Below are 20,254 nucleotides of genomic sequence, written 5' to 3' on the forward strand. Positions count from 1 at the left end.
TGTTTCAGTTTCGAACGAGCCTGCAGGCGTAGAGACGCCGCCCTATTCCGGTCACCGCCGCGCCGATTGCGAACAGCTCGCCTCCTTCTTTTAGTCCGAGTTTTTTGCGCAACTCCTCTGCAGTCATGCCGCTATTCCTTGAAATGACGTGCGCCTTCTTCTTCGGGAAGAGCCGCTTGCAGTCCTTGCCACCGATCGGCACGTCCTCGATGATCTCAAACACTCGGCCTTGAAATTCCTCAGGGACTTGATCGCAGCCGTAGAGTCGCGTACGCGGATTCAAAGCCTTCACGTTCCATTTGTTGGATACAGCTTTGAAGCCTCCCGCCTTCATGATCGAAGCGTTTGGCTCCAACAAATACCTGCCCGGAGGAGCGAAGTCACCTTCCGCCTCCTTTTCTTCCGACAAATAAAACGACAGCTGGTCGACGCCACCCCCCTTGCGCAGGTTGACGCAATGAATCTTCGCTTCTCCAACGAAGCCTTGCCGAGCGAGCACGAACAGCTCCTTGCAGTCATTCTCGACCGAAACCACATGGACCGACTCCACGCATTTCAAGTCAGCCAAGACACTCGTCACATCTAGACCGGGCGAAGTCTTGAGCGCCACCCGCCCAGCGCGAGAAAGCAAAAAATCCCAATGCTCCTGCACGTTCGGTTCGCACGACTCCAGTGCTGAAACCCTGAAACTGCGATTGTCCCGACGGGCTGGATCAACGAAAACCAAATCCAACTCACCTTGGTGATCCCTCAGCGCCTCCAAGCCGTCACGGTTCCTCACCGTAACCCTCTCCCGCAAGCCAAACACCGCGAAGTTGTGCGCGGCGATTTCGGCAAGCTCGCCGTCTTGCTCGTGGTAGTGGTAGCGGCTGAACTTTTCCGCCAGGAAACGCCCGTCCACTCCAAAGCCACCCGTCATGTCAAAGGCGGCAGAGCCGCCCGAAACCAGTTCCGCGCGAAATCGAGCGACTCGCTCAGAAGTGCACTGCTCCAAGGCTAGGGATTTGGGAAATACGACATCTTGGTTTTCGTGCCAACTGGGCAGCTTGGAACGCGTGCGTTCCCTGCCTTTGACCTGCTGGGCAATGAACGCCATCGGAAGTTCCGGAAAGCGGTTCGCCATCAAAGCCAGCTCCTCCGGCCGCTTCTTGGAATTCTCGGATATGAATTTCTTGATCTCGGCGTTCAACATGTCGCAATGCTGCAAACACCTGACGGAGCGCCGCGCCAAGGGCAATGCGATTCAACGTGGTCCAAGAATCGAACGCTACGGCAGCCTACGTTCCGATACCGCAAAGACGGCGGCAGCATGCGCCGCGAACACGTTTGCGGTCACATCCCCGAGCATCGCCACCAAGCCCGATGGGTCGCGGATTCAAACCCGTTTTCGATTCAGGCGAAACTCGGTAATAGCACGGTCAGACTGCCTTATCCTCGACAGCTTCGGCTCGCTTTGTACCGTTCCGTCGTAGGTTGGCCCTCAACGGTCACCTTCGCCATTCATGAGGTTTTCACGTCACATATTCGCCTACTCGATCCTAGCGCTAGCCCTCGCTGCTTCGCTTGCGGGAAACTATTTCCTCTTTGAAAAGGCGAAGCTGTTCTACGCGAGGGAAGCCCAAGTCCGCATCGAGCCGATCAGCGATCGCTACGCCGAAGAGAACGCGATGGTGCGTTCGCAAGCGAAAACCAAGCCGCGGATCGTAATGTTTGGCGAGTCTCGCTGCGGAATGTGGAGAGCCTATCCCGCCCGAAACTGGGGAGACGTGGAAATCATCAACCGCGGCATTGGCGGAGAAACAACCCCGCAGATCATGCGACGCCTGGAGGACGACGTCCTCTCGCTCGACCCCGACCTGGTCATCCTGCAAATGGGCGACAACGATTTGAAAACCATGGCGGTGCTGCCGGGAACCAAGTCGAAGACGATCGAGCTCACCTACGAAAACATCACATCCATCGCAAAACGGATAAGCGACCGAGGTATCCAAGTAATCGTTACGACGATTTTTCCGCCGGCTCCCATCGAGATCCTGAGGACACCTCTCTGGTCAGACGAGGTGAACGAATCGATCGACCTGGTTAATCGACGCTTGATTTCCTTTTCTTACCCTCGGGTTCAGGTAGCCGACTGCGACCCCATCTTGCGACAGGGGAAATACATCAAACCCGAGTATTCCATCGACACCCTGCATCTGAAGCAAGCTGGCTACGAGGCCCTCAATTCAGGACTTGAGGATCTTGTTAAGTCATCTTTGGCGAAATCGCAGTCCCGCTAGGCAATCGCTCTCCAAGCGACGCGAACCAACTCTCGACCCTCTTGTAGAATCCTCCCTTCGAAAAGAGCGCCTTCGGCCACCGCTCCCACGCCCTTGGGTGTACCAGACATCACGATGTCATGCTCTTCGAGGTCGGTGAGCTTGGATATCTCAGCAAGTATTTCTGCCGGTTTGAAGATCATCCCCGGCACGCCTCCCTCCTGAATCAAGTCTCCATCAATCCGAAGTTCCAGAGACAAGGTTTCAACCGCTCCTTCAAAGGGCACGAACGTGCTGAAAAGCGCCGAGCCACGAAACGCTTTGCAACGCTCCCAAGGCAATCCCTGACTTTTCAAGCTCCCCTGAAGCTGCCGCTTGGTCAGATCTAAGCCAAATCCAACGTAGCGAAAACGTCCCGACTCCACCCCAAAGCAAATCTCCCCTTCATAATGCAGGACCTCATTGTCTTTTGCCTTCAACGCGCGACCGATCGCAGCGTTTGGCTTGAAAAACAAGACCATCTCCTCAGGCACCTTGTTCTCTAGCTCCTCGATGTGCTCGAGATAGTTGCGTCCCACGCAGACGACCTTGGAAGGAGCCCTCTGCACGCCTGCGAAATCGACCGTTTTCATGGCCCGAAGCTAAACGAAGCAAAGCTCCAGCTTCCAAGGCATTTTTGGAAAAGTATCCAGAAAAGCGTCAATTTTCCTGACATCCGGAAATTACTCAGCGAAGATGAACGACATTACTCAAAACCACCTTAACGCCTCATTTCCAGCAACTTACAGACCTCGAAACGGGACTCCCTTTTTCTGGCGCACCGACTGCACAATCGAATGCGTGGGACCGCTTATCCCACGAATTGCTTAGGAGAAAAATCATGCGCCTTACTTACCCAATAAACGTTTCCAACTACACTGCTCTCGCATTTGCGGGGACGATCGCCTTCGCTTCCTCCGTTTCCGCGCAGGTCCGCTACGAGCTCGTCGTACCGGAGGTCATGGGAACCCCCGTCAATCACGTCAGCGCCCAAAGCAACGAGATAAACGAAAACGGCGAAACCCTCCTCAATCGCATCTCGACTTTCGCTGTCTGGAATGACGGAGCCATCACCCATATCGCCAGCGGCTTGAGCGAGTACCCAGCGACCTTCTCCAGCATCAACGCTTCTTCGATCAACCCGTTCCAACAAGTCGTTGGGTCCAAGACTTACCTGCATCGCGACGAAAGCGGCAACCACTTCGACACCTTCCCCTTCTACTGGGACCCGAGCAACGGTTTGGTCGATCTCGACGAACTCGGAGCAAGGACCGCGAACGGAGCGGGCAACACTGTCCTGTACGAAATCAACGAGGACGGACTCGCCCTCGGCTCCACGCAACTGGTTGCGGAAGACGGGCGCTCCGGCAGCCAAGCTTTCACCTGGTCTTTCGCCCAAGGTCGCGCCGACATCCAACCGCTGCATTCCTTTGAAAACCACAGCGTCACCACTCCCCACGGACTGAACGCGCTCGGCACCGTGGTTGGCGTTTATCGCCAATTTAACGGCTCCATAGACAGCTACCACGAACGAGCATTCATCTTCGACTCAGCGAACGGGTCTCGCGACCTCTCCGAGCTCGATTCGAATTTTTTCCAGTCTGACCACTACACCGCCCGTGACATCAACGACAGTGAAAACCTCGTCGGCGAACGGGATCGGGTTGCCTACTTCTACGATCTGCAATCGAAAGTCGGGCTCGAGATAAGGCTGAAGGAAGATGCTCACCGAGCCACCAGAGCCTTCGCCCTCAACAACAACGACGTAGTCGCTGGAACGGTCGAAAACGACTCCGCATCCGCCTCAAGCGGATTCGCGCCCTTCATTTGGACTCGCAACTCTGGCGCCGTCGAACTCCTGCCCCATTTCATGAGCGCCTTGGAGCAGATCCTCCCAGCCGGCGTGGACCCAATGGCCTGCAGGATCACTCCCAAATCGATAAACAGCAGCGCCACCCTTTCCGCTAGCTTGCAAACGCCAACGAGCTTCAGCAGGGAGATCGTCCTAAAACCCGTCCTCGATTTTCGTTGGAATTCGAATCAGGTAGTTGCTGAAAACGGCGTCGCTGGCGTGAAGTACACGCACGACAAAGAAGATCTAAACGGATCGATCCCCGCAGCCGCCCTCGGTTATGAAATCGCCTTCGAATGTAGCAGCGACATGAAGACTTGGCACCCAGTGTCTTCGGAAAACAACGGAATTCGCCACCTGGAAACAGAGACATCGATCGAGCTATTCCTGCCCTTCGCCCAGTGCACATTCGTTCGCCCCGTCCTCAAGAGAATCCAAGAAGGCGAACCTACCGGCTACTAAAACGCGGAGACAAAACTCACCCAACGGCGCGCCGAGCTGAGCTTCGTTCTGACGAGCGAGAGCAATCTCCCCATTCACTCTAGGCTCCATCCGCAAAATCGTCTGGGAAGACGGTCAATTACCGATAATGAGCCAATAACCAAAGCGGGTACCTAGACGCCTCTCTCTTTGAAGGCGGGAATTCAAAAAGTTTACGAATGGCGACAAAACAATCCTCATGCAAAAAGAAGCGCGGGCTCACCATCATCGAGCTCGTTGTCGTCGTCACCATCATCGGCCTCATCGCTGCCATCGCCATCCCCGCATACACCACTTCACGGAGAAGCTCCATCGCGGCCAAAACAGCCAACGACATGCGAAAGTTCGCCGACCAGTTCAACCTCTACAACCTGGAGAACGGTGCTTGGCCGAGTGACGGCTACCCCGCCACCATCCCCGGCGGCATGGAAGATTACCTCTCGAATGGAGTATGGTCGCAAAAGACGCCAATCGGAGGCTATTGGGACTACGATAACTCAGCGTTCGGGTTCACTTCTGGCGTTTCCGTCGACTCTGCTACCATGGGAGACGAGACATTTGCTGCGATAGACGCCCTCCTCGACGATGGAAACCTCACCACTGGCTTCATTGTGAAAACAGCCGGCGACCGCTTGTCCTACATCCTAGCGCCCTAGAGGCAGCCCCTCTGCCCTATTGACGGGACAACAATCCCACCCCATTGAAAGGGGTGCGTCGTCTTGCGAAATTCAACTTCAGACGGTGCTTAGCTACCGTGAATTTCCATACCCGAGTTTCCCTACCTGCAGCCAAGCGACGGTATTCGCATGCCCACCGGTTCGTAAGCCTTGGCTCATGTTTTGCCGACGAAATCGGGAAACGACTTTCTCGATCGCTTTTCGGCTGCGCTACAAACCCGCTGGGTAACCTCTTCAACCCGCTCGCCGTTTCGGAAATATTGATCCGTGCCACGGAGGGGCGGGACTTTCGAGAGGATGAATTCTTCGAGCACCAAGAGCTTTGGCGACACTTCCTCGTGCATAGCTCCCTTGCCTCTACCGATCGCGAACGAAGCATACAAACCGCTAACCAAGCGATCAAAATACTGGGCGAAAATCTGCTGTCATGCGATTTGCTCATCATCACGCTCGGCTCAGCATGGGTGTACCAAAAAAAGGAATACGTCGGCGCCATTGGCCATAACCACAAGCTTCCGCTTTCAAGCTTCAGCAAGAGAAGGCTATCGCCCGACGAAGTCTCAATCACCCTAAAACGAGCGATTCAACTGCTGCGAAAAGAAAACAAAAAGTTGGAAGTATGCGTCACAGTCAGCCCAGTCCGGCATCTGCGCGACGGCTTACACGAAAACAACCTCAGCAAAGCCTCCCTCCTTCTCGCTGTCGACCAAATGGTCGAAACGTGTCCAGAGATCCCATATTTTCCAGCCTACGAACTGCTCCTCGACGAATTGAGAGACTACCGCTATTTCGCAGAGGACCTCACCCATCCTAGCAATTCAGCAACGGAATATATCTGGTCTCAATTTCGAGAATCTTATTTTGACGACAAGACCACGGAATTGATTAGCGAGCTAGATCAAGTGCTCGCCATGCTAAACCATCGTACCCTCCACACGGATACGTCACAGTACGCCGCATTCAAGGCAGCCTTGCAAAAACGCATCCATTCGCTAGCGAACGAAATTCCTCAGGCCCAAAGCTTACAAGATGCCTTTCAGCAACTCCCATGAGCGATAGACGCCTTCCCAAAGAAATCGAGCTTTCGATCGATCGAAGCCTAGCCAAGCCAACACGCATTCACAAAGTAGCAACGCCATCCGCTTCACAGCTCTGGATCAAACGAGAGGATGAGCTCAGCTCAGGCATCAGCGGCGGAAAAGTACGCAAATACGCGAGCTTGATCCCTTATTTGAAGCAAAACGGCATCGATCTGGTTGGCATGATCGGAGGCCCGAACTCGAACAATCTCGTAGGCCTCGCCCAGCTTCTCAAGGAAAACCAGATAAGCCCATTCGCATTCGTGCGGGAAGCTGCCGCGCCAAACATCCATGGCAATGCCCTGCTCCTCGCAATGCTTCTTTCTGAGGAGGAAAGAATGCTCATCCCACGAGACAAATGGGATGCTGTAGAAAAAATAGCCTCGGAAGTCCTGCAACAACGTGAATCGCGCGGGCAGCACACACATTTGCTGAGGGAAGGTTGTTTCGGCGTTCCGGCATTGCTTGGATCCCTCACTCTCGCGGAAGACATTTTACGCAACGAATCTGAACTGGGACGAGCCTTCGATAGGATCTATATTGACTGCGGTACCGGCCTTAGCGCCATCGGCCTCGTACTCGGACTGCAAATGCTTCTAGGCGAAGCCGCGATCGAGCGAGAAATAGTCATCACCTTGATCGCCGAAACGGAAGCAAGGTTCTTGGAAAAGCTGAATTCCATAAAGATGCAGCTACACGCTTTGTATCCTATTGCTGCTTACAAGCAGGCGAACCTTCGCTTTCTCAAACCTGTTCTTTCACCTCGGTTTGGCTCCGTCAACAAAAGCCTGTTCCAGTCCTGCTGCAATGTTGCGAGAGAATCAGGCATGCTCATGGACCCCACATACTCCGCAAAGCACTTCGCAACCGCGCTGCAGGATCAAGCGAGTGCCAAAGCCCCGCTCCTTTCGCTATTCGTGTTCAATGGTTCAGCACTCGGCCTGATGGGCTTTCAAGATCAGATAGCTCGCTCTTCCATGGAAGGCATCTAAAAGTCAGTCCAATGGTACATACTAGTGGACGTGTCATGCATCAAACGTAGTGCCGAGCTTTAGCTGGCGTCCGCGCTGCAGGATTTGATCTCTGCGGTCGCTGGCTGAAGCTCAGCGCTACGTCGCATGCGACATTGGACGCGTGACAGGACACTAGCTAGCCTCTTCTGAGTAGGGCTGCAGCTTGCTGCAGACCGCAGCGCAAACCCGTTCACAACACGACGCGGTCTGGCCCAAGGTCCAACCCTGCAAATACTCGACTAATTGGACAGATTCTGAGGAACGAGGGCAAGGCTTAGCGATCACTCCCGAGTGGTTTGCCTCACTTCCTTGGTCCAGGTCAGCGGGTCGCTATCCTTAATGCGCGAAGGTACCGCTTCCGACTGACGCGAAGCATAAGTACCTAATCCGTCTTGCACGGCACACCAAAGACTTTGGTAAAACATTTCTCAATTTTCGCATACCTCTGGTAATTAGAAACTTAAGCATGTATAATTCGACCAAGCAACGCAGAGATGCACCCCCTCCCATACAACATACGCATGCTCGCAGCTGCTTTCGCGGTGTCGATTTCCCTCACCGCAAGCGCTGTGCACGGCACCCTCGAAGGCGAAGACTTAGCTACCGTCAAAAGCTGGCTGCCCTACTATCATAGTCGTCTGCAGTTGATCTTTGAATACGACGCAGAGGATCCAGCTAAATCTGGCAAAAGCTCGGAACATCTGCATGCATCGGTCGATCGTGCCGGCCCTACCGTCGTCATTCTGGAAGTTCAAACGCCTTACCACGATGAACCGCGACTCATTGGCGGCTACAATCCCTACAAATGGAAAACGTGGACCGGGCGGTACGAAAGCAATCCAGGCCGCTTCATTTTCGATCTCGATAAGGACAAAAAATGGGAGCGGACCGAAAAACGAAAAGGTAGTTTCCGAGCCAATACGTCTGAGTACGGCCTTCAGTTCGGCAACGGCGATCTCATCATCCATCCAGACCTTCGGAGCGGTAACGCTCAGAACCAAACCTTTGCTCCCCCTTCCAACCAATCCGTTCTCGTGGGACAAGCCGGTGACTTTCTCATTAACAACTTGAGAGTCTACAAAGTGATTAAAGAGCAAGACCCGGCTCCGCAACCAGCACCCTTGCCTCAGATAAGAACATACGAACCAATCGGCCCAGTCAGCCCCGTACCGGACCATGCGGGCTTTTTATTCGAGTGTTCTGCCGCCCTCGTTGGCCTCGCCCTCTTCACTTTGATTTTTCGCAGAAGTTAGGACTGTTGAACAAGTTAGAGGCTCCTTCGGCAAGTTGAGTGGAGATTCTGAGCAGGGATACGCGGCACATCGCAAGCGACGGGCAACAGGTAAACAGCCATTCCTCTGCTGTTGATGAACCTAAAAAAAGCGGCCCCGGAAACCGGAGCCGCTTGAGAGTAATGATTGAGCTGCGTATCAGAGCAGGGACTACATCATGCCGCCCATGCCACCCATACCGCCCATGCCACCCATGTCGGGACCGCCAGCAGCTGACTTCTCTTCCGGTAGATCTGTGATCATACACTCAGTCGTGAGAAGCAGGCCGGAGATCGAAGCAGCGTTCTGCAGCGCGGAACGAGTCACCTTTGTTGGGTCAACAACACCCGCCTTGAGGAGGTCCTCGTAAGTGTCTGTCGCAACGTTGTAACCCATGTTGCCTTCTTGCGAGAGAACTTCCTTGACCACGACAGAGCCTTCAACGCCAGCGTTGGCGCAAAGCTGACGGATCGGACCAGCAACAGCAGTCTTGATGATCTGGGCGCCGATCGCTTCGTCGCCAGTGAGTTCAAGGGCGTCGATAGCCTTGGCAGCACGGATGAGAGCGACACCGCCACCTGGAACGATACCTTCTTCAACCGCAGCACGTGTCGCGTGGAGAGCATCCTCAACGCGAGCCTTCTTTTCCTTCATGTCTGGCTCAGTCGCTGCGCCAACATTGATGACTGCAACACCGCCAGCGAGCTTGGCCAGACGCTCTTGGAGCTTTTCGCGATCGTAGTCGGAAGACGTTTCTTCGATCTGACGACGGATCAGCTTTACGCGGCCTTGGATGTCGTTTGCGGAACCAGCGCCTTCAACGATAGTGGTGCTTTCCTTGTCCACGGTAACGCGCTTTGCAGTGCCGAGGTCGGAGAGCTGAACGTTCTCGAGCTTGAGTCCGAGATCTTCAGTGATGCAGCGACCACCTGTGAGTACCGCGATGTCTTCGAGCATTGCCTTGCGGCGATCGCCGAAGCCAGGAGCCTTAACCGCACAAACGTTGAGGGTGCCGCGGATCTTGTTAACGACGAGAGCCGCAAGAGCTTCACCTTCGATGTCCTCAGCGATGAGGAGGAATGGCTTGCCAGTCTTCGCAACGGCTTGGAGCAGTGGAAGCAAGTCGTTAAGGTTGGAGATCTTCTTCTCGTGGATGAGGATGTATGCATCCTCGAGTACCGCTTCCATTGTCTCACTGTCAGTAGTGAAGTATGGAGAGAGGTAGCCCTTGTCGAACTGCATACCTTCGACAACGTCGAGGGTCGTTTCCATCGACTTGGCTTCCTCGACGGTGATTGTTCCGTCCTTGCCAACCTTGTCCATCGCGTCGGCGATGATGTCGCCAATGGTGGCGTCCCAGTTTGCGGATACAGTCGCGACCTGCTTGACCTCTTCGCGAGACTCAACCGCCTTGGAGATCTTGGCGAGTTCGGCTACGCAGGCTTCAACAGCCTTGTCGATACCGCGCTTGAGGTAGATCGGGTTGCTGCCAGCGGTTACGTTCTTGAGACCCGCACGGTAAACGGACTCAGCGAGAACAGTCGCCGTAGTAGTACCGTCACCAGCGGAGTCGGAAGTCTTAGACGCGACTTCGCGAACCATCTGGGCGCCCATGTTTTCGTATGGATCTGGGAGCTCGATTTCCTTGGCGACAGTAACGCCGTCCTTGGTTACGTTTGGAGATCCGAACTTCTTGTCGATAACGACGTTACGACCCTTGGGACCGAGAGTTACCTTTACCGCCTTAGCGAGTGTTTCCACACCGCGGAGAACCGACTGACGTGCCTTTTCGTCGAATAGCAATTGCTTAGCCATTATAGTATACTTTTGTAATTGATTGTTGGTTACTTAAGGAACGAATCGAACTTAACCCTCGATGACACCGAGAATGTCATCTTCGCGAACGAGAAGGTAAGTTTCGCCGTCGATCTTCACCTCTGTACCGCCGTACTTGCTGGTGAGAACCTTGTCGCCGACCTTGACGTTGAAGGCGATAGCCTTGCCGTCCGCGTCCTTGGCGCCAGTGCCGAGAGCGATAACTTCCGCCTCTTGTGGCTTTTCCTTGGCAGAGTCTGGGATGTAGATACCACCACGGACTTGCTCGTCTTCTTCGATGTGCTTGATCAGCACGCGATCACCTAGGGGTTTTACTTTCACTGATGTTGATGCGCTCATATTTTGAGTTAACAGTTAGTTAGATATGTTTGGTTAATTGAACGAATAGAAAGGGACGCCTCGAGCACTCTCGAAACGTCCCAAAAGTTTGAATACTAGTCTTTCTTTTTGTCGTCGTCGACGACTTCGAAGTCAGCATCCACTACGTCAGCTTGCTTCGGGTCCTTGTTGCCGCTGGATTCGCCGCCACCCTGAGGAGGTGGCGGAGCGCCCGCTCCTGCGGGATCGCCACCCGCAGCCGCTGCTGCCTGCTGGTAGAGCTCAGCGCCTACCTTGGTCAGCTTTTCAAGGGCAGCCTTGATCTCGTCGTTGTTGTCGGACTCGAGAGCCTTCTTGCCTTCAGCGATAGCCCCTTCGATCGGAGCCTTCTTGTCAGCAGGGAGCTTGTCTCCCGCTTCGCCCAACATCTTTTCCATCTGGTAGATAGAGGAGTCGAGCTGATTGCGGTTTTCGACCGTCTCCTTGCGCTTCTTGTCCTCTTCGGCGTGAAGCTCAGCGTCCTTGGTCATCTTTTCGACTTCGTCTTCGGAAAGGCCACCCGAACCAGTGATCGTGATCTTTTGGTCCTTACCTGTGCCCTTGTCCTTGGCGGAGACATTCAAGATACCGTTGGCGTCGATGTCGAAAGTAACTTCGATTTGAGGCGTTCCACGCGGAGCTGGCGGAATGCCGTCGAGGTGGAAGGTGCCAAGCACCTTGTTGTCCGTCGCCATCTGACGCTCGCCCTGCAACACCTTGATCTCAACAGACGGCTGGTTGTCAGAGTAAGTGGAGAAGGTTTGAGACTTCTTGGCGGGAATAGTCGTATTTCGTGGTATCATCGCTGTGGATACACCACCCGCTGTTTCAATACCTAGCGTCAGCGGAGTAACGTCGAGAAGAAGAACGTCACGCACGTCACCCTTCAGGACAGCGCCTTGGATCGCAGCACCGATAGCAACCACTTCGTCAGGATTAACGCCCTGATTCGGCTTCTTGCCAGCGAGTTCCTCAGCAATCTGCACCACCTTCGGCATACGTGTCATACCACCTACGAGGACGAGTTCGTCCACTTCGGAGGTGGACATGTCAGCGTCGCGCAAGCAGTTCTGGAATGGCACCTTCAAGCGGCTGAAGAGATCGTCGGTGATCTGCTCGAGCTTCGAGCGTGTCATGGAGATGTTCAAGTGCTTGGGACCTGACGCGTCAGCCGTGATGAACGGAAGGTTGATGTCGTAGGTCGTGGAGGAGGAAAGCGCGATCTTAGCCTTTTCCGCTTCTTCCTTCAAACGCTGGAGAGCCATGGGATCGCCCTTGAGGTCGATGCCGTTCTCCGCCTTGAACTCCTTCACGAGCCAGTTGATGATGTGCTCGTCCCAATTATCACCACCGAGCATGGTGTCGCCGTTGGTAGACTTTACTTCGAAAACGCCGTCGCCGATTTCGAGAATCGAAACGTCGAATGTACCGCCACCCAAGTCGAACACGGAGATTTTCTCTTCCGACTTTTTGTCGAGACCGTAGGCCAGAGACGCAGCGGTTGGCTCGTTGATGATGCGAAGGACATTCAATCCGGCAATCTTGCCGGCGTCCTTGGTGGCCTGACGTTGGCTGTCATTGAAGTACGCAGGTACAGTGATAACCGCTTCCGTGATCGTTTCGCCAAGGTAGGCTTCCGCATCCGACTTGAGCTTCGCCAAGACGAAAGAGGAAATTTGCTGAGGAGCGAACTTCTCGACCTTGTCGCCTACGTTACACTCGATGTAAGCATCGCCGTTTTCTGCTCCAACCACCTTGTAAGGAAGATTTGCGGCTTCCTCACTCAGCTCGGAGAAGCTGCGGCCAATCATTCGCTTGGCCGAAAAGATGGTGTTCTTTGGATTCGTAACTGCCTGGCGCTTAGCCGCCTGGCCCACGAGCCGTTCACCTGTCTTGCTAAACGCAACGATTGACGGAGTCGTACGTGCGCCCTCCGCGTTCGGTATAACGACTGGCTCATCGCCGTCCATTACTGCCATGCAGGAGTTTGTTGTTCCTAGATCTATGCCTAATACACGTCCCATGCCAACGCAGGAGCAAGCGATATACCAACCCGGCTTGATTTTCCTCAAACACCTGCTTATGTGTTACTTACAAACCTAAACCGCTAATTAACGCTATAGCTGCCCACTCAAAGCCAAAGCCGATGTCCCATATTCTGTCTCACTTTTTTACATTTATGAGACATCGCCCCCTTCCGCTGTCCCAAGTGTGACATGCGACGACGAAACCAGCATTCGCGTCGAAACATTATTTCGCTGAATCAATCTCAAAGCCTATGAACATCCCCGAGGAAGTGCCCGCAATGATACTGCCGGGCACCGTTTTACTCCCCAAAACCATCATGCCGCTGCGCATCTTCGAAGAAAGGTACCGCCGGATGCTGGCCGACTCCCTAGGAAGCGATCGCGTCTTTGCCATATCGGCCAGCCTTCCGGGAGAACCGAGCCTGCCTTTCCCTTCTACCAATGACGCGTGCGAACCGATTGCCACGGTCGGCCTGATTCGCATGAGCTCGCAAAATCCGGACGGCACCTCGCTGCTGATGCTGGAAGGAACCGAACGAGTGAGGATCGAATCCGTTGTGCAGCGAGAACCCTATCCCCTGCTCCGAGTCACCAAACTTCCCTCAACCCACCGTCCTCAGGACGAGTTCGAGGCTGAAATCGTTGTGGACCTGCTCGACAAGGTGGACGTGATCGACGAGATGCTGGGAGCTGAAGGCGGCGACGCCGCAGTCGCCTGCCATGCCATCGACGACCTAGAAATGCTGGCCCACTTCATAATGCAGACTTATTGCACGAGCGAAGAGACGCTGCAACGCACCTTAGAAACCACCAACATTATCGAAAGATGCAAGATCGTCTCCGACTACCTGCAGCTGCAAATCATGCTGATGAACGACTCCGAGGAATGAGCAGCTCCCACCTCGCCGCTAACTCTTGAGCCGCTCCAAAGCGGGACGTTTCTTGGCGAACGCCTCTTTCACCTCGGCCAAGCTCAATGTGTTGAATACATTGGCCGCGCTGAGCCAACCCTTGCGGGCGACGTTCACGCCAGCATCAACGAAATCGAAATGTTCCGCTCGATGCGCGTCCGGGTTGATGCTCGTCATCAGCCCCTTCTCGGCCGCCCGTCTCCAAAACCGCCAGTCCATATCTAAACGTCGCGGGTTAGCGTTGATTTCCACGATGACGTCGTTCGCAATCGCTGCATCCACGACCTTCGCAACGTCCACCTTGTAGCCTTCACGCTTCAGCAGGATCCGACCTGTCAAATGACCCAACATCGTCGTCGCCGGATGCTCGATCGCCCGGATCAGGCGCTTGGTCATCTCGTCCTCCGATTGACTCATCGAGATGTGCACAGAAGCGACGACGTAATCGAGGGCCATCAATGTGCTTTCCTCCAAGTCGAGACTTCCGTCCCCTAAAATGTCGCACTCGATTCCAGCAAAGACATGAGTGGAAAACTTGCCGGACGCATTCAAAGCCTCGATTTGTTTCAACTGCTCGAGCACACGTTCGTCATCCAAGCCGTTCGCCTGAAAGCTGGCCTTCGAGTGGTCTGCAGTCCCCCAATACTCCCATCCCTTAGCCTGAGCAGCCTCCGTCATTTCCTCGAGAGAACAACGCCCATCCGATGCGGTAGTGTGGTTGTGAAACACACCTCGAATCGCCTCCGGCTTCAGGAGCTCCGGAAGCTTCCCTTTTTCGGCGGCTTCAATCTCGCCCGAGCCTTCTCGCAGCTCCGGCAAGATGTATTCAAGATCCAAGCACCGGAAAAGCTCTTCCTCCGAAGCGATGACCTTGCTGTTGGAGAAATCCTCGTCGTCGACTGGCTTCAATCCCCACTCGCTCAAACTCATTCCGCGAGCCAAGGCTCTCTGCCGCATCGCAACATTATGGTCCTTGGACCCTGTGAAATGGTGCAGGGCGAAATAAAACTGCTCGGGAGGAACCACGCGTAAATCCGCCTGCAAGCCGCTATCGAAACGCACGCTCGACTTCGTTTCGCCATGAGCCGTCACCTCCTTCACCCCTTCCTGGCCAACAAACCAATCCATGATCGGCTTTGCGTCTCTTGAACCCACGATAAAGTCCAAATCGCCCACCGTGTCGCGCTTGCGACGTAGACTGCCAGCATGAGAAGCCTCCTCCACCTCCGGCAACTGCTTCAGGCCCTCCAGGATCGGCTTCGCAACTTCATTAGCGTCCCACCAGAGGTGACGCATGCCGTAAGCCTCCCGGTTTTCGATACCAACAAGAATCTTCTCGGCGGTCTTTTTGCCAAAGCCTTTCAAAGCTGCGACTTCTCCGTTCTCGCAGGCCGTCTTTAGCTCTTCGATACTGGCAATGCCAAGCTCTTTGTGCATCGCCTTGATTTTCTTTGCCCCCAAGCCTGGTATTTCCAGCATGGATACAAGCCCAGGCTCGACGGATGCCTTCAGCTTCTCGAAGAACTCTAAAGATCCCGTTTCGTGAAGCTCAGTAATCTTCTGCACGAGAGCGTCGCCAAATCCTGCGACCTCCTTGAGCTTTCCCTCCGCCACGAGTTCGCCCAAATCTGCGTCGAGCGTCTCTAGCTTTCGGGCTCCGTTTTGGTAGGCTCGAATCTTAAAAGGGTTCTCTCCCTTTATCTCTAGCAAAGTCGCTATCTCGTTCAGTATGTCCGCAATGTCGCTCTTGTTCATCTGTAATTTACTACGATCCAGTCCTTGCCTCGAGTTCACGCAACACCGGTTTTCCCGCCTCATTGCGAGGGATCTCGTCGAGACGTATCCATTTTTTGGGCATCTTAAAATTGGATAATTCCTTCGCTACAAGATCTTGCAGCGTCTCTTGACCGATAGCCTCGTCCTGAGGCACATAGGCAACCGCTAGCAACTCCCCCCACTCGCGGTCTGCCAGCCCAAAAGCGTATACGTCTTTCACCAAACCGGATCCTTCGAAGACAAGCTCTACCTCCCTCAGGTTCACTTTTTCACCTCCAGTGATAACGACTCGATCCGCCCTGCCCAGTACCGTCAAATGCCCTGCCGCATCCATTCGCCCGAGATCGCTCGTCAAAATTGAGAGGTTAGATTGCTTGGAACTGTCGCCCCAGTATCCACGAAACAGAGACAGACCGACCACCTTCACCAAACCGATCTCGCCTGCCGGCACCCTCTCGCTCGTAACTTCCTCGTTGACAATATCGATCCTTACATGCGGCAAAGCGCGGCCATGATGCAGCTCCCCTTTCAGAAAATATTCAGGAGCGAGGGTCGCAACCTGAGCTGCTGTCTCAGTCATACCATAGGTTGGGGCTAGAGGCAGGCGCAAGGACCTCGCCTTCTCCAGAAGCCCAATCGGAGCAGGTCCACCTCCAATAAAGATGGCGCGATAGGCTCGCAGGCGTTCCACATTGCTCTCGTCGCGCAACAGACGCTCCAATTGAGTTGCTACCAAAGAAAGGAATCGGTCCTCCCTGTTCTCCTTGAGCAGCAACTGATGCTCCCTCGCAAAAGTCTCCAAACGCCCGAAAACCACGCAACCCATAGTCAAGAGAGCGCGAACCAGCTGCATAAATCCGCTGACATGATAGAGCGGAAGCACGCAGTGTCCCGCCATCTTGTTGCAAGCCACATGCTGTTGGAAGCCATAAGCGGCGGCGGCTAGGGTGCTCCAGTCGTGGATCGCGAAACGAATACGTCCCGAAGTCCCTCCGGTTGGAATCATCACCCGCAATGGATTCGCCCCCATAACTACCGAATCCGGGGAGCGTGGACCTCCCGTTTGGCGGCAAGAAAAAGCGCCGGCATCCTGGTCAGCGATTTCGAAATGCGTTTCCGCCAATCGGCGGGCTGTATCCAGTTCTACCCTACCCCAAGTAGGATTGTAAAGAAAGAGGTCTACTTCCTCTCGAGCGAAGGCAAGGAACAATGCTGCGAAACTCAGGGGGTGCGTTGCGGTGATCGCGACCCGTTTCCGCCCATCACCGCTTCCTCTGACTCGATCCGCCAAATCGTGCGCAGACTGAAAAACGGGATCCCAAACTCCCTCAAATTGAGGAAATAAACCGCCGTGCGATTCAAAATCAAAGAGTCTATCTAGGTCAGGTTCCACAGGCTTTCGAAGCTACCGCTACTTGGTAAGCCACCATTCTGCAAGAATGGACCCAGCTCCAAACCGATATTCCTGTCCGCAAATAAGCGCTCCACGCCAAATCCAAGCGCCCGCTCCAATCCTTTTTGGCGGATCGCAAACTCAATCGCGTTAGCGGCCCCCACCATGGTCTCCAGCGAAGATGAGAAAACGCAATCGCTCGCCTCGCCCTGCAGCTCCGCTTCCAAATCGCTGAGCCGACCGCACAAGGACGGCTTGATCACGTACAAGCCTTCCCACTGCTCGTCGCGCCAACGTTTCAAGTCATCGACCGAAGCCACCGACTCGTCCAAGGCCAAAGCGGTGGGAAAGTCCCCCGCCAAGCGGCGCATCTCCCTCTCCTCTCCTCGGGGCAGGACTTGTTCGATGAACTCGACCGGCAACTCAGCCGTTCGCTCCAGCCAGGCAGCCGCCGTCCGGTAATCCAGCATCCCGTTGGCATCAAGACGGATCCCGACCTTCCCATCGCTGGCATCCACCACTCGATCGAGGGCCTTCAACTCATCCAGCAAAGCCCCCTTGCCAATCTTGAACTTGAGGCACTGGTAGTGCAGCGAGAGCTTTTCCTCGATCTCCGCGAGATTGTTGATGTCGGACACGAGACCACAAACGGGCCTCGGCTTCGCCAGTTCGGTCCAATGCCCCTCACGCGCGATCATGTCCAACGCCGACTCCATCGCCCAAGAAAAGCACGGGTAGCCGCCGAGCTCCGCCAGCGCTTGCTCTACCTCCACCTTTTCCTGCAGAGACTCCGCTACGCCGAGCGCCGATGCGAAGCTTTCGGTGCCGAAGCTAGGGATCGGAGCGACCTCGCCAAAGCCGACTCGCCCATCGCCGTCCTCCATCCGAATCAGAATCCCCTCTCGCGTGGCGAAACGTTCCTTCGCATTGGAGAAATCCCCCGCGAAACGGCGGCGATAAGCCTTGTATTGGAAGCGATGCATTGGCCCGCGAATTAAGGAGGCTCCTTGTCGCAGAGCAAAATTTTTCAGATATCTAAGCCAAAATTCTTGATTCCAAAGAACCCTCTCCCTAATCCGGACTATGGCCAGCCTGAGTGCAAACGACTTCAACGAGGACAAATACTATCTCGGCAGCGACGACTTCTTCACCGCGCAAAGAGATAACGCCCTGACATACGACGACGTGTCGTTGGCGACCAACTACACGGAGATCCTGCCGAGGAACGCTTCTCTAGCAACCTCGCTCTCCGACCGCCTGAAGCTCAACCTGCCGATCATTTCCTCGGATATGGATACGGTGACCGAGTACCAGATGGCGATCCACATGGCGCTATCGGGTGGCATGGGCCTCATCCACTACAACATGCCCTATCGGGAACAGGTTTCGCAGGTGACGCGAGTGAAGTACCATATCAACGGTCTCCTTCCCAATCCGATCACCATCCCCATCCACCTGCAAATCGGAGACGTGCTCGCTCTAATCGAGGAAAAGGGCTACAAGTTCCGCACCTTCCCAGTCGTGGACGAAAACGGGCGCCTCGCCGGACTGTTGAGCAGCCGGGTCGTCAAGGACCGCTACAGCCACCTCTCCGTGAAGGAGGCCATGGATTCAATCGAGCAGGTTCACACCATGAACCAAAAGGACGTGCTGCACGATCCTATCAAAGTCGCCGACTCATTCTTCAGCAAGCACATCGGCATCAACAAGCTTCTCGTCGTCGACGACGACCGCTTCCTCAAGGGCATCGTCTCCCTATCCGACATCGAACGCATCAACGCGGAGTCCCAGTCAGTCCTCAAGCCAGCCCGCGACTCGGACTTCCGACTCGTCGTTGGCGCCGCAATCTCGGCCATCCGCAAGCCGGACGGCACCCTCGATCACGACGCCATCGCCGAGCATGTCGGTAACTTGGTCGCCGAAAAGGTCGACGCAGTCGCCGTTTCCACCGCTCATGGCCATTCCGCCGGCGTCGGCGAGACTGTGAAGTTCGTTCGGGAGCAATTCCCCGAGCTGACCATCATAGCCGGCAACGTCACCTCCGCCAGCGGAGTCGAATACCTCGCCGACTGCGGAGCGAACGCCATCAAGATTGGCCAAGGTCCCGGCTCAATTTGCACCACCCGTATCGTAGCTGGGGTCGGCATACCGCAGCTCACCGCCCTTTACGTGGCCGCTCAAGGAGCCAAGAAGAAAGGGGTCCGCATCATCGCAGACGGTGGCATCACAAAATCTGGCGACATGGTCAAGGCCCTCACCCTCGCTGACTCCGTTATGCTCGGAGGCATGCTCGCCGGCTGCCGCGAAGCTCCCGGCGAACTGATTGAGATCAATGGCAAGCTCTACAAGAGCTACCGTGGAATGGGAAGTCTCAGCGCCATGGAAAAAGGCTCCGCTTCACGCTACGGCCAAGACAAGAGGGACACCACCCGCAAGCTTACCGCCGAGGGCATCGAAGGCATGAAGGAAGTACAAGGCACGGTCGCCGAGACCTTGGCGCCGCTGGCTGGCGGCATCCAAGCCGGCATGGGCTACCTCGGCGCCGCTACGATCCCCGAACTCAAAACCAAGGCCCGCTTCGTCCGCATCTCTGGAGCCGGCATGATCGAGTCAGCGCCCCACGACGTGATCGAGGTCTCCAAGCGCGGCTGAAACCAATTACCTACCCCGAAAAATAAAGCGGCGATCCCAATCAGGATCGCCGCTTTTCGTTTAAATTCATCTTCCGTCTCGCTAGGACCGCTCCCGGTACTTGGCCGAGCTTGGATCGGCTTTGGGAACCTTCGAGCGAAAGACTTCGCTCCAGACGGAGTACATCACCCAGATTCCGAAGACGCAGGGCGCCAGCGTGATCAATCCATGCGTGAAATCCGTAGGCCGAATGAACTCAAGCACAGTCGGAATCGTCAGGAAGAACGCGAAGCGCTTGCACGACAAAGCCTTCCGAGCCAAGCGCTCGGGAGATCCCTGAACGTCGACCAGCTTCAAGTCAGGCTTCAAACGCTTGGCCACATGCTTGAAGTAGCGACCGTAGAAAAGCGCATAGAAAATCCATACTGAACCCCATATCCAGCTGGAATCGGTGATGCCGTTCGTTTCGTTCATGATTGATAAGTAGTTTGATTTGCAGTGCGCATCGACTTTGTCAGGCGCCCAAGGAATAGATCGGCTTAAGCTCTAAGAACCTGAGGTCCCACCTTTGTTCCGCCTTCCTCAAACAACTGCCGCGAGACAAAAGGGTCCTTTTTTGCTGGAGTGCGCCTTTCCCGCTCTACAATTTCCCGC

At 55.0% G+C, this 20,254-nt stretch carries 17 protein-coding genes; 8 read left to right on the forward strand and 9 right to left on the reverse strand.

Features of this window, described 5'->3' with window-relative positions; translation table 11 throughout:
- Positions 1-4: 4 nt before the first annotated feature.
- Positions 5-1,192 (reverse strand): class I SAM-dependent methyltransferase, encoded by a 1,188-nt coding sequence (locus tag IEN85_RS12050; protein WP_191617337.1) that lies wholly within the window; start codon positions 1,190-1,192, stop codon positions 5-7.
- A gap of 310 nt (positions 1,193-1,502) precedes the next feature.
- On the opposite strand from IEN85_RS12050, the gene IEN85_RS12055 reads away from it, so the two are divergent.
- The gene (locus IEN85_RS12055; RefSeq protein WP_191617338.1) at positions 1,503-2,279 is read left to right on the forward strand and encodes an SGNH/GDSL hydrolase family protein; all 777 of its coding nucleotides are present in this window, start codon (positions 1,503-1,505) and stop codon (positions 2,277-2,279) included.
- On the opposite strand, the gene IEN85_RS12060 is transcribed toward IEN85_RS12055, so the two are convergent.
- A complete protein-coding gene (locus tag IEN85_RS12060; protein WP_191617339.1) occupies positions 2,276-2,890 on the reverse strand; it encodes a fumarylacetoacetate hydrolase family protein in 615 nt (204 codons plus the stop codon). The genes IEN85_RS12055 and IEN85_RS12060 overlap by 4 nt on opposite strands.
- A gap of 248 nt (positions 2,891-3,138) precedes the next feature.
- Here IEN85_RS12060 and IEN85_RS12065 point away from each other — a divergent pair, with 248 nt between their 5' ends.
- The 5 genes from IEN85_RS12065 to IEN85_RS12085 all read left to right on the forward strand — a co-directional run bounded on the left by IEN85_RS12065 (position 3,139) and on the right by IEN85_RS12085 (position 8,651).
- Positions 3,139-4,611, forward strand: a complete 1,473-nt coding sequence (locus IEN85_RS12065; RefSeq protein WP_191617340.1) for a hypothetical protein — start codon at positions 3,139-3,141, stop codon at positions 4,609-4,611.
- Between the two features lie 197 nt (positions 4,612-4,808).
- A complete protein-coding gene (locus IEN85_RS12070) occupies positions 4,809-5,285 on the forward strand; it encodes a type II secretion system protein (protein ID WP_191617341.1) in 477 nt (158 codons plus the stop codon).
- Positions 5,286-5,383: 98 nt separating this feature from the next.
- Positions 5,384-6,358 (forward strand): GSCFA domain-containing protein, encoded by a 975-nt coding sequence (locus IEN85_RS12075; protein ID WP_191617342.1) that lies wholly within the window; start codon positions 5,384-5,386, stop codon positions 6,356-6,358.
- Positions 6,355-7,377, forward strand: a complete 1,023-nt coding sequence (locus tag IEN85_RS12080) for a pyridoxal-phosphate dependent enzyme (protein ID WP_191617343.1) — start codon at positions 6,355-6,357, stop codon at positions 7,375-7,377. The genes IEN85_RS12075 and IEN85_RS12080 overlap by 4 nt, the downstream gene beginning before the upstream one ends.
- 515 nt (positions 7,378-7,892) lie before the next feature.
- The gene (locus IEN85_RS12085; RefSeq protein ID WP_191617344.1) at positions 7,893-8,651 is read left to right on the forward strand and encodes a TLD domain-containing protein; all 759 of its coding nucleotides are present in this window, start codon (positions 7,893-7,895) and stop codon (positions 8,649-8,651) included.
- A gap of 189 nt (positions 8,652-8,840) precedes the next feature.
- On the opposite strand, the gene groL is transcribed toward IEN85_RS12085, so the two are convergent.
- The 3 genes from groL to dnaK form a co-directional block, all read right to left on the reverse strand.
- Positions 8,841-10,484 carry a chaperonin GroEL gene (groL, locus tag IEN85_RS12090; RefSeq protein WP_191617345.1) on the reverse strand — a complete coding sequence of 548 codons (1,644 nt, stop codon included), beginning with the start codon at positions 10,482-10,484 and terminating at the stop codon, positions 8,841-8,843.
- Between the two features lie 51 nt (positions 10,485-10,535).
- Positions 10,536-10,826, reverse strand: a complete 291-nt coding sequence (gene groES / locus IEN85_RS12095; protein ID WP_191617346.1) for a co-chaperone GroES — start codon at positions 10,824-10,826, stop codon at positions 10,536-10,538.
- Positions 10,827-10,939: 113 nt separating this feature from the next.
- Entirely contained in the window at positions 10,940-12,886 is a 1,947-nt protein-coding gene (gene dnaK, locus IEN85_RS12100) for a molecular chaperone DnaK (RefSeq protein WP_191617347.1), read from the reverse strand.
- A gap of 254 nt (positions 12,887-13,140) precedes the next feature.
- On the opposite strand from dnaK, the gene IEN85_RS12105 reads away from it, so the two are divergent.
- Entirely contained in the window at positions 13,141-13,779 is a 639-nt protein-coding gene (locus IEN85_RS12105; protein WP_191617348.1) for an LON peptidase substrate-binding domain-containing protein, read from the forward strand.
- Positions 13,780-13,797: 18 nt separating this feature from the next.
- Here the strand turns inward: IEN85_RS12105 and polX are convergent, their stop codons facing one another.
- From polX to menC, 3 genes are all read right to left on the reverse strand, one after another.
- Positions 13,798-15,555: a DNA polymerase/3'-5' exonuclease PolX gene (gene polX, locus IEN85_RS12110; RefSeq protein ID WP_191617349.1), complete on the reverse strand. Its 1,758-nt coding sequence runs from the start codon at positions 15,553-15,555 to the stop codon at positions 13,798-13,800.
- A 10-nt stretch (positions 15,556-15,565) separates the two neighbouring features.
- Positions 15,566-16,786: an AMP-binding protein gene (locus IEN85_RS12115; RefSeq protein ID WP_191617350.1), complete on the reverse strand. Its 1,221-nt coding sequence runs from the start codon at positions 16,784-16,786 to the stop codon at positions 15,566-15,568.
- Positions 16,787-16,953: 167 nt separating this feature from the next.
- Positions 16,954-17,952, reverse strand: a complete 999-nt coding sequence (gene menC / locus IEN85_RS12120; protein WP_191617351.1) for an o-succinylbenzoate synthase — start codon at positions 17,950-17,952, stop codon at positions 16,954-16,956.
- A 100-nt stretch (positions 17,953-18,052) separates the two neighbouring features.
- Between menC and guaB the strand changes: the two genes are divergently transcribed.
- Positions 18,053-19,621, forward strand: a complete 1,569-nt coding sequence (guaB, locus tag IEN85_RS12125) for an IMP dehydrogenase (protein WP_191617352.1) — start codon at positions 18,053-18,055, stop codon at positions 19,619-19,621.
- An 81-nt stretch (positions 19,622-19,702) separates the two neighbouring features.
- Here the strand turns inward: guaB and IEN85_RS12130 are convergent, their stop codons facing one another.
- Complete coding sequence (locus IEN85_RS12130; RefSeq protein WP_191617353.1) at positions 19,703-20,074, reverse strand: hypothetical protein; 372 nt, start codon at positions 20,072-20,074, stop codon at positions 19,703-19,705.
- Positions 20,075-20,254: the final 180 nt, after the last annotated feature.

The organism is Pelagicoccus enzymogenes (genome assembly GCF_014803405.1).
Lineage (GTDB): Bacteria > Verrucomicrobiota > Verrucomicrobiia > Opitutales > Opitutaceae > Pelagicoccus > Pelagicoccus enzymogenes.

Coding starts and splice junctions, on each gene's coding strand:
- IEN85_RS12050 (WP_191617337.1), bottom strand. CDS start 1,192: ATGTTGAACGCCGAGATCAAGAAATTCATATCCGAGAATTCCAAGAAG.
- IEN85_RS12055 (WP_191617338.1), top strand. CDS start 1,503: ATGAGGTTTTCACGTCACATATTCGCCTACTCGATCCTAGCGCTAGCC.
- IEN85_RS12060 (WP_191617339.1), bottom strand. CDS start 2,890: ATGAAAACGGTCGATTTCGCAGGCGTGCAGAGGGCTCCTTCCAAGGTC.
- IEN85_RS12065 (WP_191617340.1), top strand. CDS start 3,139: ATGCGCCTTACTTACCCAATAAACGTTTCCAACTACACTGCTCTCGCA.
- IEN85_RS12070 (WP_191617341.1), top strand. CDS start 4,809: ATGGCGACAAAACAATCCTCATGCAAAAAGAAGCGCGGGCTCACCATC.
- IEN85_RS12080 (WP_191617343.1), top strand. CDS start 6,355: ATGAGCGATAGACGCCTTCCCAAAGAAATCGAGCTTTCGATCGATCGA.
- IEN85_RS12085 (WP_191617344.1), top strand. CDS start 7,893: ATGCACCCCCTCCCATACAACATACGCATGCTCGCAGCTGCTTTCGCG.
- groL (WP_191617345.1), bottom strand. CDS start 10,484: ATGGCTAAGCAATTGCTATTCGACGAAAAGGCACGTCAGTCGGTTCTC.
- dnaK (WP_191617347.1), bottom strand. CDS start 12,886: ATGGGACGTGTATTAGGCATAGATCTAGGAACAACAAACTCCTGCATG.
- IEN85_RS12105 (WP_191617348.1), top strand. CDS start 13,141: ATGAACATCCCCGAGGAAGTGCCCGCAATGATACTGCCGGGCACCGTT.
- polX (WP_191617349.1), bottom strand. CDS start 15,555: ATGAACAAGAGCGACATTGCGGACATACTGAACGAGATAGCGACTTTG.
- menC (WP_191617351.1), bottom strand. CDS start 17,952: ATGCATCGCTTCCAATACAAGGCTTATCGCCGCCGTTTCGCGGGGGAT.
- guaB (WP_191617352.1), top strand. CDS start 18,053: ATGGCCAGCCTGAGTGCAAACGACTTCAACGAGGACAAATACTATCTC.
- IEN85_RS12130 (WP_191617353.1), bottom strand. CDS start 20,074: ATGAACGAAACGAACGGCATCACCGATTCCAGCTGGATATGGGGTTCA.